The following is a 17284-nucleotide window of genomic DNA, read 5'->3' on the forward strand; positions in this document are numbered from 1 at the left end:
GCAGAAAGGAAATCAAACACCAGACAATCCAGAAACGCCGCTTGCTGCATCATCAAAACGCGGCGTAAATTGAAACTACAGCGAGCCTGAGCCTCCAAAGCCAATCAACCGCTCGTGTTCCAAATCATTTGATGACAGACAGTCGCAGGCCTGATGACTGGCAAGGCGGGGATTGTGCATTGCCATATGGGAGATGGCGAGCGAGGGCTGTCAATGTTGGAACAAGCCATCGCGACCTGCGAAATGCCCGCACGCGTCTTCAATCCAACCCATGTCAATCGCAACAAACCACTCTTCGAACAGGCCGTGGCGCTAGCACGGCACGGATGTTACATCGACGCTACCGCATTCCCCTGCGGACATGTCGAGCCGGGCATCTCTGCTACTGAGGCCTACATTCAGTTTCGCGATTTGGGCGGTCACGCCGACCGGTTCACCATCAGCTCTGACGGTGGTGGATGCCTGCCCGCCTTTGACCATGAAGGCAATCTGACACGGTTTGGTGTGGGTTTGTCGGACACTTTGCCGGACACGCTGCGCGAACTCACCAACAGAGGAGTACCAATGCCCGAAGCGCTGGCTCCGCTGACCTCAAATGTCGCCGACCTGCTGAAGCTGCACCAAAAAGGTCGTCTGAACGTGGGTATGGACGCTGATTTGGTCGTTCTTGACGAAAACACTGCCGTGCGGCATGTGATGGCCCGGGGGGAATGGCATGTACGCGACGGCCAGATAGCCCGACGCGGCATGTATGAACAGGTTTGAGCGTCCGCGCGGTCCCCGGTGGCTGCCCGCTATAGCACCGGAAGGTAGTTAAGATATGTGCCCTGCACCCGTTGATGCAGAAACCCCGCGCGGGTTCATCATTCCGATCGGCGGCGGTGAAGACCGCGTCAAGGAAATGCAGATTCACCGAAAGTTCGTAGAGCTGTCCGGCGGTGCCGACGCTGATATCGTCGTGATCCCAACAGCCTCGATGCTGGAAGAAACCGGACCGGACTATAACCGCATCTTTTCCGAGCTTGGTGCAGGCAAGGTTGAATTCCTGCCTATCTCGCGCCGCGCCGATTGCGACAACCCGGATTACGCGGGGATGCTGGATCGTGCTACCGGAATTTTTATGACCGGTGGGAACCAGTTGCGCCTGTCAGCGATTCTTGGAGGCACGCTGGTCGCCCAGAAAATCCGGCGCCGAAACGCGGCAGGGGTGCCGGTTGCAGGAACATCGGCCGGTGCTTCGATCATGTCCGAGCATATGGTAGCAGGTGGCAGCAGCAACTCTGGTCCAGCCGAAGGTAACATCACGCTGGCTCCCGGTATGGGTCTGACCAACGCCGTCATCATTGATCAGCACTTCACCCAACGCAACCGCCTGGGTCGATTGCTAACCGCTTCATCTTTTAACCCTTTTCTAATCGGATTGGGCGTTGACGAAGACACGGCGGCCTTCATTGGGCCCGATAACGTCTTTGAAGTAATCGGCAGCGGAACGGTTACCGTGGTGGATGCCAGCCATTTGACCCATTCTTCGATGTGGGATGCCCGTCGCGGCGAAGCACTCAGCCTTCTTGGACTTCGGCTTGACGTTCTGGGTGAAGGGTGCCGTTATGATCTGACGGCTCGCCAGGCTTTTCCGCCGGATGAGCATATGGCGTTCTGCACATTGCCGGATCTGTCCGAGGATGAGGCCGCCAGCGGGGGAAAACAATAAGCTTACCAACGGGGAGCCTCATGAAAATAATCTCGACCAATGTCTTTGTCGGCCCGAATGTCTGGGCAAGTTTTCCGGTCATTCGCCACGTCATTGATCTGGGCGTTCTGGAAGATTGGCCTTCGGCCAAAATTGGTTCCGAGTTTATTGATGCATTGACCCAGGCCCTTCCCGGTCTGGCGGAACATGGCTGTTCCTACCGCGAACCCGGTGGTTTCATCCGCCGATTGCGCGAAGATGAAGGCACTTGGCTTGGTCATGTTTTGGAACATTGTGCCATCGAAGTGCAGAACGTGGCCGGTTCGGATGTAACCTTTGGCCGCACGCGCGGCACAGGCGAACCCGGCCAATACAACATGGTTTACGAATACCGCCAGCGCGATGTTGGACTGGACGCAGGCAAGCTTGCAATGCGGCTGCTGATGCATCTATTGCCGCAATCCCTCAAGGAACAGGTGGACTACGACTTCGACCCGGAATTCAACTGGGATGACGAGTTGCGTAGCTTTGTGCTGCGGGCACAGCGCAAGGAGTTTGGTCCCTCAACCGGCTCATTGGTTAAGGCCGCGCAAGAGCGTGACATCCCTTGGATCAGGCTGAATTCTGGGTCATTGGTTCAGTTCGGGCACGGCAAATACCAGAAACGCATTCAGGCAACCATAACCTCTGAGACCAAGCATATCTCGGTCGAGATTTCCTGCGACAAGGAAGACACCCACAATCTGCTGAACGATCTGGGCCTGCCTGTGCCGCAGCAACGCATGGTCTATTCCGCGCGTGAAGCCGTGCGCGCCGCCGCACGGATCGGGCACCCGGTGGTGGTCAAACCGCTCGATGCCAATCATGGGCGTGGTGTTTCGATCAACCTGAACTCGGACGAAGAGGTCGAGGCAGGCTTTGCCGAAGCCAAGGAACATTCCCGCAGCCGCGCCATTCTGGTGGAAAGCTTCATCACCGGGTTCGATCACCGGATGCTGGTGGTGAACAACAAGCTGGTCGCTGTAGCCAAGCGCGTGCCGGGCCATGTAGTAGGCGATGGCACGCACACGATTGCCGAACTGGTCGATATCGTGAACGAGGATCCGCGCCGTGGCATCGGGCATGAAAAAGTGCTGACCATGCTGGAGATCGACAATCAGGCCAACCGCCTGATGGAAAATGCTGGCGTGACGGAAGAAACTGTGCTGCCTGACGGCGAGGTCTTCTATCTGCGATCAACCGCGAACCTGTCGACTGGCGGCACGGCCATTGATCTGACGGATGTGGTGCACCCAGACAACCGTGACATGGCCGAGCGTGCCATCATGGCCGTCGGGCTGGATGTGGGCGGCGTCGATTTCCTGATCGACGACATCACCAAATCCTACAAGGATATCGGCGGCGCGATTGTCGAGGTGAACGCCGCCCCTGGTTTCCGGATGCACGTGGCACCGTCCGAAGGTCAGCCGCGCGACGTGGCGGGCAAAGTGATCGACATGCTGTTTCCGGCCACCGAGGAAACCCGCATTCCCATCGCGGCAATCACCGGAACCAACGGCAAGACGACCACTTCAAGGATGCTGGGGCACATCATGAAAACCAGCGGCAAGACCGTTGGCATGACCTCGACCGATGGCGTTTATGTTGACGGCAAGCTGAGCGTGAAGGGCGACATGACGGGACCTAAGTCGGCACAGATCGTTCTGCGCGACCCGGCTGTCGATTTTGCGGTGATGGAAACCGCACGCGGCGGACTTGTGCGCTCGGGTCTGGGCTATCAGCGCTCGAACGTAGCGGCCTGCCTCAACGTCTCGGCAGATCATCTGGGTCTTGGCGGCATCAACACGGTTGAGGAACTGGCCGTTGTCAAACGCGTGGTGGTGGAAAGCGCCACTGACACGGCAGTTCTGAATGCCGATGACATCAACTGTTTGAAAATGGCCGACTATGCCGGTGCGGATCAGATCTTTTATGTCACCACCAATCCGGGGCACAGCCTGGTCAAGGAACATATCAAGGCGGGCGGCAAGGCCATTGTGCTTGAAAAGGGCATGAATGGTGACATGCTGACCATATATGACAACGGTCTTCATATCCCGGTGCTGTGGTCGCATCTGATCCCGGCGGCATTGGAAGGCAAGGCCATTTTCAACGTCCAGAACGCGATGTTCGCCGCCGCGATGGCCTATAGTTTCGGAGTGGATCTGGACAATATCCGCCATGGGCTGCGCACCTTCGACACCAGCTATTTCCAGGCACCCGGGCGGATGAATGTCTATGACGAGCATCCCTTCAAGGTGATCCTCGACTATGGCCACAACCCTGCCGCGCTCAAGGCGATGGCGGCTCTGGCCGATCAGTTGGAGGTCAAGGGCCGAAGGCTGTGCGTTGTTGCGATGCCCGGCGACCGGCGCGATGAGGATATCATCGACGGGGCCGCCGCATTGGCCGGGCATTTTGATCATTTCATCTGCAAGGCAGATGACCGCCGCCGGGGCCGTGGACACGACGAAGTACCGCAAATGATGCGGCAGGCCCTGATCGACAACGGCGTCGATGATGCCGCGATCACGATCATCCCGGATGAGGTCAAAGCGGTGACTGCAGCGTTGGAACAGGCCGCACCGGGCGATCTGCTGGTGATTTTCGGTGATGACACAACGCGCTGCTGGAAGCAGATCATCTATTTCAACTCCGATAGCGAAGCGCCGGTCACAGAGGCTGCGCCGGTGGCAAGCCCCATCGACACCTCGTTCGAGGACATGTTCGAAAGCGACCAGAACCTGATCCGGGATGCGCGCGGCGTGCGCCTGGCCCGCGACATCAGCGAAGACGCGGATTAAGCGGGGGTACCGGAATGGACCGGATCGAAGAGCTTGAAAACGCGCTGACAATTGAAAGCGCGTACGCCGATCATATCCGGGTAGACGATGCCCGACGCTTGACCGGGCCGGGACTGTTGTGGAACCGCCCCGGCGCGGTGATGGATGTGTTTTTCACCGATACCGGCACCGCGCAGGTCACTGCTTTGTGGGAAAAACACGCGCGCCGCGTGCTGGACGCACTTGGCTGGCAGGATCAGGACGTAACCCACCGCAGTTTCACCGGTGGCGTCAATCTGGCGATTTCAGCACCGATGGATCAGCTCTATTCCGCGATCTTCGCGGTGCAAACCGTCTGGCATTTCTGTGCTGCCGAACTGTTGGCATCCGAGCCCGGCGATTTCGATCAGATGGTTGCGGATGTCAAATGCGTTATGGAGAAGGAAGCCAATCCCGCGCTGATCGCCCTGATTGCGGCAGCAGAAGCGCATGGTGTGGATATCCTGTGCGATGATGACGAAGTGTCGATCGGGCACGGTACTGGCAGTCAGACCTGGCCGGTCGATGCGCTGCCTACCCCCGATGACTTGGACTGGTCGGCTCTGCACAATATCCCGGTGGCCTTCATAACCGGAACCAACGGCAAAACAACCACAACCCGTTTACTTGAGGCGATCGCCCGCGCTTCGGGCAAGGTTGCCGGGCTGACCTCGACCGAATTTGTGCGGGTGGGAGACGACATTCTCGACCGTGGCGATTATTCCGGCCCCGGCGGCGGGCGAATGCTGTTGCGTGACAAAAGGCTGGAGGTCGCCTGTCTGGAAGTCGCGCGCGGAGGTATCCTGCGCCGGGGTCTGCCGACCCGCGCGGCAACGGCAGCGGCGGTCACCAATGTGGCAAACGACCATCTGGGGCAATACGGGGTCAACACGGTGCCGGAACTGGCTCAGGCCAAATTCGCCGTGCATCGCACGCTGGCCGAGGGTGGCGTGCTGGCACTGAATGCCGATGACTTGTATGTCCGCGCAGAAGCGGAAAATACATCCGCAAATATCTGGTGGTTCTCGCTGGATGCGCAGAACAACCTTGTCCGTCAGGCGCGTGATGCGGGCAAGTGCTGCGCCTATGTGCAGGAGGGAGATATCGTCTTTTTCGACGGTGCGGTCGAACAGGTAGTCATTGCAGTTTCCGATGTTCCGCTGACCATGGGCGGCGCTGCGAATTACAATATCCTGAACGCGCTGGCGGCCCTGTGCCTTGCCTTGGCACTGGACTTGCCCGTTCAGGGGGCTCGAGATGGGTTGGCCGGGTTCAAACCCGACGCCAAGGACAACCCCGGACGCTGCAACGAGTTTAGTTACAATAATGCGCGTGTTTTTGTGGATTTTGCGCATAACCCGCACTCGATGTCGGCCGTTTGCGATGCGCTGTCAAGCCTACCGGCGAAACGGCGTTACATTATGCTCAGCCATGCTGGCGATCGGTCGGATCAGGATATTCGGGACGTTACCGCGACGGCGTTAAATTTCCAGCCCGACGTAGTCGTCGCAGCCGAACTGGAAGGGTATTTAAGAGGTCGCGAATTGGGAGAAATCCCGGACCTGATCAAAAAATCCGCCTTAGAACAGGGATATGACGCGCAACAAATCCTGAGAGCATCTTCGCCCTCTCTAGCTGCCTCGATGATATTGGAAAAGCTGGAACCGGGTGATCTTGCCTTGCTGTTGGTCCTGTCCGAACGCGACGCCGTGCTCGCGATGCTCGACGGATAAACAGAGCCGGGTGCCGGTGTCACGCAGTTGTAGCTAGCACACGGCGATGTAAGCGCGCGCAAATGCAAACAGGCAGGGAAGTATGCACCAAAAATGTTGCACCTTCGAACTAAGACCGATCGGAGGCGGACTACGGTGCAGAACCCGCCAAGTGATCGTTGCGCAGTATCCGGTACTTTGGGCTCGGTGCGGACACTCAGCAAAATTCAGCGAACGACCGCTATGCGGACAAAACAGCCATTGGCTAGATGGCTTTAAAAGCCAAAAGGCGCACGCACCTCTTCAGAATGCCAACGAAATTGCTAATGTGAAAACATCGCTTTCCAAACGCCGTTTTGCGCCGAATTCGGTAACGTATTTGGCTTTCAAACTGACGTCCCCGCCAAAGAGCTGGCCTCCACTATAGACAATCATTGGACCCGCTCCGTACACACGCGCTTTCAGACTGTTTGTCCCGAGAAAGGCTTTAGTAAAATCTGCGCCGTCTCCGCTGTCGTCATCGAGTTGTTGATAGGCATACCCTGTGACGCCGAAACCCCATCCAGAACGAATGCGTTGCACGATTGCAGCTTCAAGCTGGACGGCTGGGGCAGTCTGGTAGTCCGTGTCGTCGTTCTTGGTGCTGAAAAGTAAACTGGCGGCTCCCGACACCTCGAAACCTGTTTCGGGATTTAAATATGTAGCTGCAACAGTTGGTTGGAACGACCAAACATTCTTGCCGACAGACACAGCTTCAACACTTCTGGACTGAACATCGATACTCGCAGTGTTGTACTCACCTGTTGGCGCATAGACCGTAAATGCGGCACTGTAGTACAAGTTACCTTCGTTCCAACCAAGAAGGCCGGTCACGCTTAGATCACCAACGCCGGATGTACTGTCGTCAATTTGTGCACCTTCGATGGGAGGGCTGACTGCCGTGTATGAAAGACCTACGTCAGGAAATGGTATGGTGAGGTTGAACGCCGGTTGGCCACCCCAAAGCTGTGAATCAAACGACTGGGTCCAGCCCACGCGATAAAGGTTCAGATCCACTGACGCGTTGGCGCGAATGGGTAAGCCACCCACGCTGAGCCCATCCACGTTACCGTCCAACCGATCACATGTGAAAGACAGATATGTTCCCGGCGGTGGGACTATGCCCGCTAGCGTGTCTCGGGTCCCTAGAAAGTAGGCGCCAGATCCGCCTTCTACCGCGTGAACTTTTGCAGCGGTAAATGATGCCCCCAAAACGGAAAGCGTGAAGGCAAAGAAGCGACAGTAAGAGTTCAATCTGAGACCTTCTTCTTTGCGTCTTTGGCTTTGCCGTCCACACCAGTCACGTCGCGCGCAGTTTCAACCGCTCCGCAGCGGTTGCCCACACCAACAGTGGCTTTCATAGCCGCGCCCTTTGCTGCTTTGCTTACAGTGCAGTTTGGTTCGACGGCGTCTTTCGCTTTGCTCGTCACTTTGTTTTCCGCGCTTGCAACAGCGGCACTCAGGCAAACAACCAAGATTAATGCAGTTTTTCTCATGAACCTTTTCCCTCTCAGTTTGGCGTGTACCAAATCGGCGATGTATAGGCGCGTTCTTGCGTGATCAGCGGCACATCAGAGGGCATGTCGATGTCGAACCGAACGGCGTCATAGGCTGTCCAGCGCGGCGTGGGGATTTCTATAACGCGGGCGTAGTAAAAGGCAGAAAGCGAGGGATCAAAATCAGGGTCTTCCCAGACTGTTCCAAGTTCTGGTGATCCGATGGTGTTTGTCCATGAGGGAATGCTCAGATCAACCGTGTTGCCAACGACAGGCAGTTTACCGTCCGCGCCGGGTACGCGTCCATCAGACCAAGCGACATCATACACCTTCTCTCGCTGTTCACCATTTGCATCGAGCCAGCCTTTGACAATCTGGATGCGATCAAGGTTCGCGCCCATCGGGTCTCGCAGTGCGTAGACAAGGAAGGACGGAGGCCCGTCTCCCGGCCGCAGGTCAGAACCCATTGCCACACCTTTCGAGTAGCCGATCTGAGCAAGGTTGCGGCGCTGTGCGTCGATTTCGTCAAAGTCCCATCCGCCAAAGAGGCGCACGCGCATGCGAGGTCCCGTCGTGGCATATGTTTCGCGACGATGCATGCCGTCCCAAATCGCTTTGCGACTGTTCTCTGTTGCCCAAACTGCTGTCAGGCCGGACGCTTGAAACATCGAGCCAAGAACAGCAGGTGAACCGTCCGGAAATCTTGCTCCGACGCCTTCAAATCGTTCAGCAGAAGGTTCTTCTGCCGGAAACTTCCCAAAGAAGTTCTCTTCTTCGTAAGCCGTCAGGCCAGTATGCGTGTCTGTCGCTCCGACCAATCCGTATTTGAATGGGTTCGCACCGAGTTCGGCTTCCAACAGCAAGCCGCGTTTCAGGCCGGATCGGGTGTAGTCGCCCGGAAGCATGTCGGGAGTTTTGCGTTCAGTGGCGTCGCCTGTTCCAAAGTCCCATGTTTCAAAATCTGCGAACTCGTCATCAGGAGACAACATTGGATGCGTTTCGCCATCCCCTTTGAACTGGGTCGTTTCGTAGATACGCTCCCACTTTTGCCGGGTTTCGGCGTAAGCCTGATCCAACGGTTCACCACCTGCAAAGTCGTCTCTGAGCGGAAACATCCAGCCATTTGATATGTTCCCGTTGTGAGGAATGGCGAGAACGCGACCTCCAGTTTTACTTTCGTAGTTTTCAAGCCACTTCCACAGTTCGCGGGGATCGTTCGACCCAATAGGAGGCGTGGTTGTGTACGGCACGATTTGCAACGTTCGTTCTGGGCCATCTCGGAAGATCACGTTGCGATGAAGCGTTCTTCCGGCTTCGAAAGAGGTCCACTCGTATGCTGCGAATGTGGTGAATATTCCGGGGTTGTTGAACTCTTCCGAAGCTTCGACAATGCTTTGCCAGACGTCTGCGAAAGCTGGATTGCCCGGTTGGTAGTTCAACGCTTCTGACAATTCGCCAGAACCAAATGTGCGCGTCATCATGCGTGCAGTGTCGACGCGTGTCCTTGGATCGGGTGAATTGAATCCCTCGTGGAACATTCGCCCTTGTTCGTCAGCGAGAACATGCGGCGCGCCCTTAATGACGTCCGCGATTGCGCCCATTGCATCCGAGTGATCGGTAATCATGTAAAAATCAAGCGGTCGGGAAAGCTGCACTGGCTGCCCGGTGTTCGACGTCACCTGCTCACCGCGCGCAAAGCGGTAGGCATCCCTCGGCATCAAGCGCGTCCCAGCACCCCCCGCGTCGCCGGACAAGGCCGTGTGCACATGCGTATCGCCAAAGTAGACATTGGTCGGAAAACCTCGGTTTGCATATGGGGAATAAGCAGGTCCCTGCAGAACACCTTCAGCATTGTCAGAAACGAAACTGTCTTGCGCTGACGCTACTGAGACCAAAAGAGTAATCGAAGCGGACAGAAAAAACGTTTTCATTTTTGGATCCTTAGCTCGGTGTGTACCAAATCGGCGAAGTGTAAGCCCGCTCCTGAATATGAAGCGGAGTGCCTTCCGGAATATCCACGCCAAAGATGACGCTGTCATAGGTCGTCCAGCGTGGCGTCGGTATCTCGATGGCGCGAACGTAGTAGAATGCGGATTGGGCGGGGTCGAAGTCGGGGTCTTCCCAAAATGCAGACAGGATCGCCTGACCGATGTCATTGGTCCAAGTTGCGTTTTCCGTGTCCACTGTGTTTCCAACAGCGCCATCGCATCCGCTATCGAGCAATGCACGCCCTCCGCAAGCGACATCGAATACCTGTTCGCTTGTCGTTCCGTCAGCGTTGAGCCAGCCTTTCACAACCTGCACCCGGTCAAGATTGGCGCCATCCGGATCACGCAGTGCCCGAATGAGCAATCGCGGCGCACGACCGTCCCCACTACCCAGTTCACCACCCATGGGAACACCATTTAAGTAGCCGTGCGCCGCGAAGTCTGATCGAGGAAGGTCAGATTCTTCAAAATCATATCCGCCGAAGACGCGTACCCGGAGGCGCGAGCCGGTCGTGGCGTAAACTTCACGCCTTTTTAGTGCGTCCCAGATGCCTTCCCGCGTATTTTCGGTCGCCCAGACGGCTGCAATACCTGCAGCGGACGCCTGCGAACTGACAATATCGTCGGTTGGGTCTTCAGGGGTCAGCATACCGACGATGGGCTCAGCAAAACGAATGGGATCATTGCTGGGCTCAAACGCTGACACCTTGCCGAAGTAGTTGTCTTCTTGTGCGGTGGACAAGCCTGTGTGGCTGTCGGTCGAGCCAATGATCCCAAACTTGAATGGGTTCACGCCAAGCTCAGCTTCATAGGCGATGCCCCGCTTGAATGTTTCGCGGGCATATTCGCGCGGCAGCATTTCCGGTGTTTTTCGCTCAGGTCCAAAGCTGCCTGTATCCCATTTCTCGTAGTCAGCAAAGCCGTCATCCGGCGATAGCATCGGATGCGTCTCACCATCGCCTTTCATCTGTGTGACCTCGTAGATGGGTTCCCATCTTTGGCGGCGCTCGGCGTATTCTGCTGTCAATGGCTCGCCTGACAGTGTTACGTCGTCGAACATCAGGCCGTTGGAAAGATTGCCGTTGTGAGGAATTGCGAGGAGCCTGCCGCCGGTTGTATCCTCGTATGCCTGCATCCAGTCCCAGAGGTCTTCGGGATCGACCGTGTCAAAAGAGGACAGCGGCACGATCTGATCCGCTTTGTCCTTGCCGTCGCGGAAGATGACGTTGCGATGCAGGTTGTTTCCACCTGGTGCGGAGGTCCATTCAAAGCCGATCATGGCCGTGAACAAACCGGGCTGATTGTGTTGTTCCGCCGCTGACGTCGCCATGCCCCAATAGCTTTCAGCCAGCCCAGTGCCTGCCATCGGATCAGGCGCTCCCGGCGTTGCGACTGGCTCAAACCACTTCACATAGGCAGCGCGTGTCGAGTCCATCGTTTTGGGGGCGTAGACGTCTACCATTTCGCGACCCCATGCATTCTTCAGCATGATCGGATCGTTGGTTTCGAGAGCAACTGGCAGTCCGAGGTTTTCCGCGTGATCCGTAACGACAAGCCAATCCAAAGGGCGCTTGAGCCGAGCTGGAACACCAAGAGAAGAAACCACTTTTTCGCCCTTGGCAAAACGGTAGGCGTCGTCCGGCGTCAGCGACGCAAGTGCAAGACCTGCATCTGCCGATAGTGCCGTATGCAGATGTGTGTCTCCGAAGTAGACTTGATCAGGGAAATCGTCTTCGGTGTAGGGTGAATAGGTCGCGCTTTCGGACGGCAGAGCGAGAAAGGGTGTTTCCTGAGCAATCGCGGATGACCCAAGAAGAATTGCGAGTGTTGTTGTAATTGTCTGTTTCATGCAAACTTCCATTCGCTTTCGTTGCTAAAATGCGAGTTACAACTGGGACGCGTCCCTCAAGGCTTCACAAAATCAATAATGTTTTGACGACGCTAACGACCTGTGATGCATAATACTGTCCCGAGGGGGACAATTGGCATGAAAATGGAAGCAGACGTTTTTGCGGCGCGTTGGCTGAGCGGCGTTTCGAAAGAATCGATCAACAAACTCAAGCGGCTAACTGAGTTTCAAACCTTTGACGTCGGAGACACACTTTATGCGCTTGGTGGTCCCCAGAAATGGCTGTGGTCCATCGTGGGAGGACAAGTCCAGATTCGCGTTGCGTTCATAGAAACCGAGCCTGTCCTCGCTCACATCTACCACGCAGGTGCATGGTTTGGAGAGTCGGAACTTATTAACGGCGTTGACGGGTTGATCGAAGTGAAAGCGACTGAGCCAACGAAGGCTGTGCGTATTGCCTATTCACCGTTTCGCCGCCTTGCAGACGAACGACCCGAACTTTGGCAAGCTTTTGCCCTCCTGGCTTCAATGAACCAACTGCTGGCGATGTCTGCCGCCAACGATCTAACACTCACAAGGCCAAGACAGCGCATTGCCGCCACGCTTCTGCGCCTGAGCGGACAACGCGGCAATATACAAGGATCAGGAACCGCGAATGAAATCAGGGTCAGCCAACAAGACCTTTCAAACTTGGCGAACATCGCTCGTTCGAAGGCGTCCATTCACTTGAACGCACTGGCGCAGAGAGGACTCATTGAAACTAGCTATGGTCGCTTCGGGCTTCTGGACTCTGAGGGCCTCAACAAAGTAATTGAGGAATAATCGGACTTGCAGCTGCTTATCTCGCGCATTTCGGCCCTCTCTAAGCTGGCGCGCGATATTGCTTGGAGAAAGGCAGCTTCGGGCTCGAAGCGGACGCTTAGCAAATTTCACCGAGTGACTGCTCTGCGGACAAACCCGCCGTTCTCCACGAAAACGGATAGGCATACCTTTTGAACAATCGCCTCCACACGTCTTCCGACAATTCGAGACCTTAGCTACCGATCTTTCCACCGCACGTTCACAGGTATTAGGCAAGTTGCCGGTTCTAACAATCTGTTAAAGTGGTAGTGTCTTCGAGCCAACTTGCGAGAAATAACTATGAGCCAACGTCGCCTTGTTGCAATCATGTCTCTGGATGTCGTCGGCTTCAGTCGGATGATGCAGGGCGGCTCCAAGCTACTTCTCAAAACACTGAACACCTTGTACCGCGATTTGGTTACGCCGATCGTTGAACAAAAATCTGGCAGGGTGGTCAAGCTGTTGGGCGATGGAGCATTGATTGAATTTCCGTCAGCAGGGAACGCTTTAGAAGCGGCAATTGCGATTCAAACCGAACTAAGAGATCCAGACCATCAATATCTGGTTCCGGAACGTATCCAGCTGAGAGCGGGTTTGCACGTCGGCGACGTCACCGTCGATGGCGACGATATCTTCGGAGATGGAGTCAACATCGCTGCGCGGCTCCAATCAGCAGCTGAACCCGGGGGTATTCTGGCCTCAAAGGTACTTTGTGATCTTGCCGGAGCGGATTATGCCAAACGTTTGCACCGAGAAGGGCTACACACGTTCAAAGGTATTGCACAGCCGATCGAAGTGTTGTCGATCAACTTCACCGATGAACATGTGTCCAAATCGCGCGCTAACTTCGCCAAAACACAGGAAATTCGTTTTTGCAAAACTGACGACAACATTAGTCTGGCCTGGAGCTCAGTTGGAGACGGTCCTCCGGTCGTAAAGGCGCCAAGTTGGATTGGACACTTGGAGCTTGACTGGCGCAACCCGGGGAAAGCTCCAATTTACACTTCCATCGCTCAACGACATCGTTTGGTCCGTTTTGATGCCAGGCTCAACGGTCTATCTGACTGGAACGCCGAAACATGCACGTTCGAACGGTTCGTTGATGACTTGGAAACCGTTTTCGACGCAGCGGGTATCAAGCGCGCGCCGATCCTTGCGATATCACAGGGGTCCGCAGTGGCAGCTGCCTTCGCAGCGCGCCGACCTGACCGCGTGTCTGCGATCGTAATGATAGGTGGGTTCCCCATTGGCAGGGCAAAAAGAACGTCACAAAAAGATGTGGAACGCGCCAACGCAATTAAGCAAATGATGACTGCCGGGTGGGACGATGATTATCCGTCTCTGCGTGATTTAATGGCGCAAATCATCGTGCCGGGCGCGAGCCAAGAAGAACGGCGGCAATATGCCGAAGATATGCGCAAGATGATTTCACCCGAAAACATGGGGCGGTATCGCGGCGTGATTGATAACATCGATATCTCACCGATATTGTCCAAGGTCGAGGTGCCATGCCTTGTTTGTCATGGGACCAGTGACAGGATGCAACCGGTCGAACAAGGACGATTGTTTGCAAAGGGATTACCCAACGCGAAATTCATCGCCTACGAAAGCTCGAACCATACCATCCCGGACAACGACCCGGAATGGCCACGATTTGAGAGGGATGCCCTGGCTTTCTTGGCTGAACACAGCTGAACTATTGCTCCAAGTGCCTTCGGGTTCGGCGCTATATCTCTCAAAACAAATGCTACAAGATTGCCTCGCCAGAGCAATGGAACACAGAGTTTCGATAAGTGCAGTCAGGCCAAAGTAGCCGTTTGGTTTCGCCACTCACTGACTACCTTTCGATGAAATGTAACTAAGACCGATGGAAGAGCACTTTTCTATAAGTTGGGGGATGGCCCACTCACTAACCATCCCCCAGCCGAACTGGACTACAAAGGTCCAGGACGGTTGACTAAACTCGTTCAAGTGCGGTTTCGACTTGGCCGCAAAACTTATCAACATCGCGCTCAAGCATATCGCTTTCTCGGGTCTCATCTCTGACCGCAGATAGTTCATCTACAACAGCCCGCAAATCTTCTTCTTGAGCTGCCTCCGCGATGCGCACCAAAGCTCGAACAAGGGCGGCCGTTACGAGCCCATTGCCCCTGGCAGCGCGTCTCAGTGCCGGCATCGAGTCGTGAAACAGTGCCTCAGCCGTGATGGATGGGTAAATCACCCGCACGTTTCCGTCGTCATCCCGATACACACCCGTGCAGAGCTTGGATGACCACGCTCGAGCCAGAGATGCTGATAGACGGTCGATGCACACAATTGCGGTAAACGTGTCATTTACACCCGGCGACAAAGCCCGAAGTGCGATTTCAACGAGGAGGTGGACAGAAAAGCGGATATCTCCATTAGGATCTCGCGCGGGGATCAACGGAGCTGCCGCTTGCACCAGATCATTCAGGCTCTCGTCACTATCACCATAAACATTGGCCAAAGTGTCCGTTGGAACCATGAAGTCACCTGGCTGCACATCAAAAACGACGACTGCTCCTGCCTCCTTGGCCGCACTCACCAGACCTTCGGTATTGATCGAATTCACATATCCAGTGCCCGCGGCCGAGACTTGGCGCTTGTCTCCCTCCTCAGGGACTGCCTCTGAAGATGAAATATCTGCACTGTTTTCGATTGCGGTGCTCACTTGGCGATCTAAGGCTTCAGAAATCCGCGCCGCCTCCTGATCAATGGTTACTCGCGTTGATACTGTATGAACGAAGAGCAACAGCAAAAGAACTGAGATGATCGAATAGACTATTCCAATCGCAACGGCCAAATTGACGGATGTGTCATCGCGTATCAGCCACAAGATCAATAAGCTGTATAAAAACGTCGCTCCAAGTGAGCCAACTGCAATCTGATTTACCCTGTCTTCGCCAAAGCGCTGCAAGAGCCTGGGCCCAATTGATCCGGCTGCTAAGGTGTAGACCAGCAAAACAATGGAATAGACCATGACCAACGCGGACATGGATGCTGCCGAGATTGCGCTTAGTACATCGCTCGCAGTACGATTAGAAACGCTCAGCCAATCGGAAGCGGACCAACCCCAACTCGCGAGCGCTTGCTCCGTCTTGAAGACAATCCCAGCCACCAAAAGCCCTGAAAGACTAATGGCGGCAGGGATAGTTAGGAACCCGCGAAAGTACCTCACTAATTCTCTAGGTGTTTGCATTCCGGTCCCCATTTACGACACAAGCTTTGTTCACAAACCCAGGTCTACGAGAACCGGTCGGCCGCTTTTTTCAAAGCACTCTGCATATCGCTCCATGCAGCCTCGTAGCCCTTTTTGACATCTTCCCAGGCCTCGTCGCTAGTCGACTTCAAATCATTCAGTTGAGCCTCTGCGTCAGATCTTGCCTTGTAGAGCTTGCTGAGCTGTTCCTCGAGCTCGAGTTTGGCATCCGCTTCAGCCACCTTCAGCTTGGCTTCGAGAACATCAATCTGGGCGTTCCAACTGTCCAGTTGCAGCTGTGCCTTTTTCTCGTACCCAACACGTGTCATCATTTTTCCTTTCTTCTCAAACGGTGATTCAGATCGGGGGAGCCATCCATTAGGCCGCAACAATTGCCTTGAGCATCCAGACCGCTTCCTCATGCTTCGCCATCCTGGCGTTCATCAGATCCTCCGTAGCCCCATCGCCATAACGGGCTGCGGTCGCGGCAGTCTCACGCAGGTTCCGGGCAATTGCTTCGTGGTCTGCGACCAATTGTTTGATCATGCCTTCTGCATCTTTAACGGTCTCTTCTTCGGCCAGCTTGGCTTGGCTAACCATGTCCGTGAACGAGATCGGCGCCACCTGACCCAACGCACGCACACGCTCGGCCAGTTCATCCGCAGCTTCGAACAGGTCGCGATACTGACGCTCTGTCAGCTCATGGATCGGCAGGAATAGTGGGCCCACGACATTCCAGTGTGTGCCTTGCGTTTTCACCATCAGAACCATGGTATCGGCCAGCACTTCCGTCACCGCGTTGGCGATCCATGCGTTTTTGTCGATGCCTGTGTCGTTGGTTTCTTCCTGAACTTCAGACTTCAAAACTTGCTGTATCATTTTCACTCCGTTTCGTTGCTTGCGGAGTAAAACCTAAGGGCGATTCAAAAAAAATCAAATAAAATCATATACTTAATATAGGTATCCGACACATCATGGGGCGCTTCATGATCCTGGGTATCCGGCACAACATGCCAAGATTGATGTAGACACGCAGGCCCATTGGCATACATGCTTGGAGTAACTGACGTAAGCTACTGAGGTCATGCCAGTGTCTGATTCAAATCGACCACCCAAGCGCACGGAAAAACTGCAACTGATGCTCGACCTCGAAGAGCTCAAAGCCATTGATGATTGGCGGTTCGAGAACAGACTGCCATCCAGAGCGGCCGCCATTCGAGAACTCATCCGTCGTGGTCTGATTTCCAATGAGTTCGAAGAACCACCAACTGACGCGCCTTCTGGTGAGTTTCGTGTTGTGGACGAGTGACAGGAACATCCATAGAGCATTCGACTAAAGCCCCGAGACGTTTCGCAGTGCCGCGCTCAGCTGGCTGTTAAGCAGAATTCAGTGAATGTCTGCATTGTGGACACTTCTACCATTCGTGAAAAAGCTTGGTGAATTTGCGGTTTGAACAATTGCGTTGAGGCCAGAGAGTAAGTCCAGCGACAAGCCTGACTTGTTTTCAATAAACTGCTCGCGCAACATCCGTGAATGTCCGGAACCAATTGGGAGGTTGGCATGGCGGAGCTACGCGAAATTGGTAAGA

The 17284-nt window shown here is 55.1% G+C and carries 14 protein-coding genes; 7 read left to right on the plus strand and 7 right to left on the minus strand.

Annotated elements, in window-relative coordinates:
• Positions 1–153: 153 nt before the first annotated feature.
• From GOV89_RS22235 to GOV89_RS22250, 4 genes are read left to right on the plus strand one after another with little or no spacing between them, the layout of a single operon-like run.
• The gene (locus tag GOV89_RS22235; protein ID WP_171239116.1) at positions 154–765 is read left to right on the plus strand and encodes an amidohydrolase family protein; all 612 of its coding nucleotides are present in this window, start codon (positions 154–156) and stop codon (positions 763–765) included.
• Between the two features lie 55 nt (positions 766–820).
• Positions 821–1711, plus strand: a complete 891-nt coding sequence (locus GOV89_RS22240; protein ID WP_170353282.1) for a cyanophycinase — start codon at positions 821–823, stop codon at positions 1709–1711.
• Between the two features lie 20 nt (positions 1712–1731).
• Positions 1732–4533 carry a cyanophycin synthetase gene (cphA, locus tag GOV89_RS22245; RefSeq protein ID WP_171175831.1) on the plus strand — a complete coding sequence of 934 codons (2802 nt, stop codon included), beginning with the start codon at positions 1732–1734 and terminating at the stop codon, positions 4531–4533.
• A 14-nt stretch (positions 4534–4547) separates the two neighbouring features.
• On the plus strand, positions 4548–6284 hold the full coding sequence (locus GOV89_RS22250) for a Mur ligase family protein (protein ID WP_171239117.1): 1737 nt from the start codon (positions 4548–4550) through the stop codon (positions 6282–6284).
• A 282-nt stretch (positions 6285–6566) separates the two neighbouring features.
• Here GOV89_RS22250 and GOV89_RS22260 read toward each other — a convergent pair whose 3' ends face one another.
• From GOV89_RS22260 to GOV89_RS22275, 4 genes are all read right to left on the minus strand, one after another.
• Complete coding sequence (locus GOV89_RS22260; RefSeq protein ID WP_171177365.1) at positions 6567–7367, minus strand: transporter; 801 nt, start codon at positions 7365–7367, stop codon at positions 6567–6569.
• 185 nt (positions 7368–7552) lie between these two features.
• A complete protein-coding gene (locus GOV89_RS22265; RefSeq protein ID WP_171239118.1) occupies positions 7553–7732 on the minus strand; it encodes a hypothetical protein in 180 nt (59 codons plus the stop codon).
• Between the two features lie 80 nt (positions 7733–7812).
• Complete coding sequence (locus GOV89_RS22270; RefSeq protein ID WP_171177367.1) at positions 7813–9729, minus strand: DUF3604 domain-containing protein; 1917 nt, start codon at positions 9727–9729, stop codon at positions 7813–7815.
• 10 nt (positions 9730–9739) lie between these two features.
• Positions 9740–11635: a DUF3604 domain-containing protein gene (locus tag GOV89_RS22275; RefSeq protein WP_217352196.1), complete on the minus strand. Its 1896-nt coding sequence runs from the start codon at positions 11633–11635 to the stop codon at positions 9740–9742.
• A 138-nt stretch (positions 11636–11773) separates the two neighbouring features.
• Here GOV89_RS22275 and GOV89_RS22280 point away from each other — a divergent pair, with 138 nt between their 5' ends.
• The gene (locus GOV89_RS22280; protein WP_171177371.1) at positions 11774–12457 is read left to right on the plus strand and encodes a Crp/Fnr family transcriptional regulator; all 684 of its coding nucleotides are present in this window, start codon (positions 11774–11776) and stop codon (positions 12455–12457) included.
• 318 nt (positions 12458–12775) lie between these two features.
• Complete coding sequence (locus tag GOV89_RS22285; protein ID WP_171177374.1) at positions 12776–14170, plus strand: alpha/beta fold hydrolase; 1395 nt, start codon at positions 12776–12778, stop codon at positions 14168–14170.
• A gap of 262 nt (positions 14171–14432) precedes the next feature.
• Here GOV89_RS22285 and GOV89_RS22290 read toward each other — a convergent pair whose 3' ends face one another.
• Genes GOV89_RS22290 through GOV89_RS22300 form a run of 3 tightly spaced genes read right to left on the minus strand, consistent with a single transcriptional unit; the run spans position 14433 to position 16574 of the window.
• Positions 14433–15707, minus strand: a complete 1275-nt coding sequence (locus tag GOV89_RS22290; protein ID WP_171239119.1) for a DUF2254 family protein — start codon at positions 15705–15707, stop codon at positions 14433–14435.
• Between the two features lie 32 nt (positions 15708–15739).
• Positions 15740–16027 (minus strand): coiled coil domain-containing protein, encoded by a 288-nt coding sequence (locus GOV89_RS22295; RefSeq protein ID WP_171177378.1) that lies wholly within the window; start codon positions 16025–16027, stop codon positions 15740–15742.
• A 46-nt stretch (positions 16028–16073) separates the two neighbouring features.
• A complete protein-coding gene (locus GOV89_RS22300; RefSeq protein WP_171177380.1) occupies positions 16074–16574 on the minus strand; it encodes a Dps family protein in 501 nt (166 codons plus the stop codon).
• Positions 16575–16785: 211 nt separating this feature from the next.
• Between GOV89_RS22300 and GOV89_RS22305 the strand changes: the two genes are divergently transcribed.
• On the plus strand, positions 16786–17004 hold the full coding sequence (locus GOV89_RS22305; protein ID WP_171239115.1) for a hypothetical protein: 219 nt from the start codon (positions 16786–16788) through the stop codon (positions 17002–17004).
• Positions 17005–17284 lie beyond the last annotated feature (280 nt).

This window comes from Ruegeria sp. HKCCA5763, assembly GCF_013034545.1.
Classification (GTDB): domain Bacteria; phylum Pseudomonadota; class Alphaproteobacteria; order Rhodobacterales; family Rhodobacteraceae; genus Ruegeria.

Coding starts and splice junctions, on each gene's coding strand:
- GOV89_RS22235 (WP_171239116.1), top strand. CDS start 154: ATGACTGGCAAGGCGGGGATTGTGCATTGCCATATGGGAGATGGCGAG.
- GOV89_RS22240 (WP_170353282.1), top strand. CDS start 821: ATGTGCCCTGCACCCGTTGATGCAGAAACCCCGCGCGGGTTCATCATT.
- cphA (WP_171175831.1), top strand. CDS start 1,732: ATGAAAATAATCTCGACCAATGTCTTTGTCGGCCCGAATGTCTGGGCA.
- GOV89_RS22250 (WP_171239117.1), top strand. CDS start 4,548: ATGGACCGGATCGAAGAGCTTGAAAACGCGCTGACAATTGAAAGCGCG.
- GOV89_RS22270 (WP_171177367.1), bottom strand. CDS start 9,729: ATGAAAACGTTTTTTCTGTCCGCTTCGATTACTCTTTTGGTCTCAGTA.
- GOV89_RS22275 (WP_217352196.1), bottom strand. CDS start 11,635: ATGAAACAGACAATTACAACAACACTCGCAATTCTTCTTGGGTCATCC.
- GOV89_RS22280 (WP_171177371.1), top strand. CDS start 11,774: ATGAAAATGGAAGCAGACGTTTTTGCGGCGCGTTGGCTGAGCGGCGTT.
- GOV89_RS22285 (WP_171177374.1), top strand. CDS start 12,776: ATGAGCCAACGTCGCCTTGTTGCAATCATGTCTCTGGATGTCGTCGGC.
- GOV89_RS22290 (WP_171239119.1), bottom strand. CDS start 15,707: ATGGGGACCGGAATGCAAACACCTAGAGAATTAGTGAGGTACTTTCGC.
- GOV89_RS22295 (WP_171177378.1), bottom strand. CDS start 16,027: ATGATGACACGTGTTGGGTACGAGAAAAAGGCACAGCTGCAACTGGAC.
- GOV89_RS22300 (WP_171177380.1), bottom strand. CDS start 16,574: ATGATACAGCAAGTTTTGAAGTCTGAAGTTCAGGAAGAAACCAACGAC.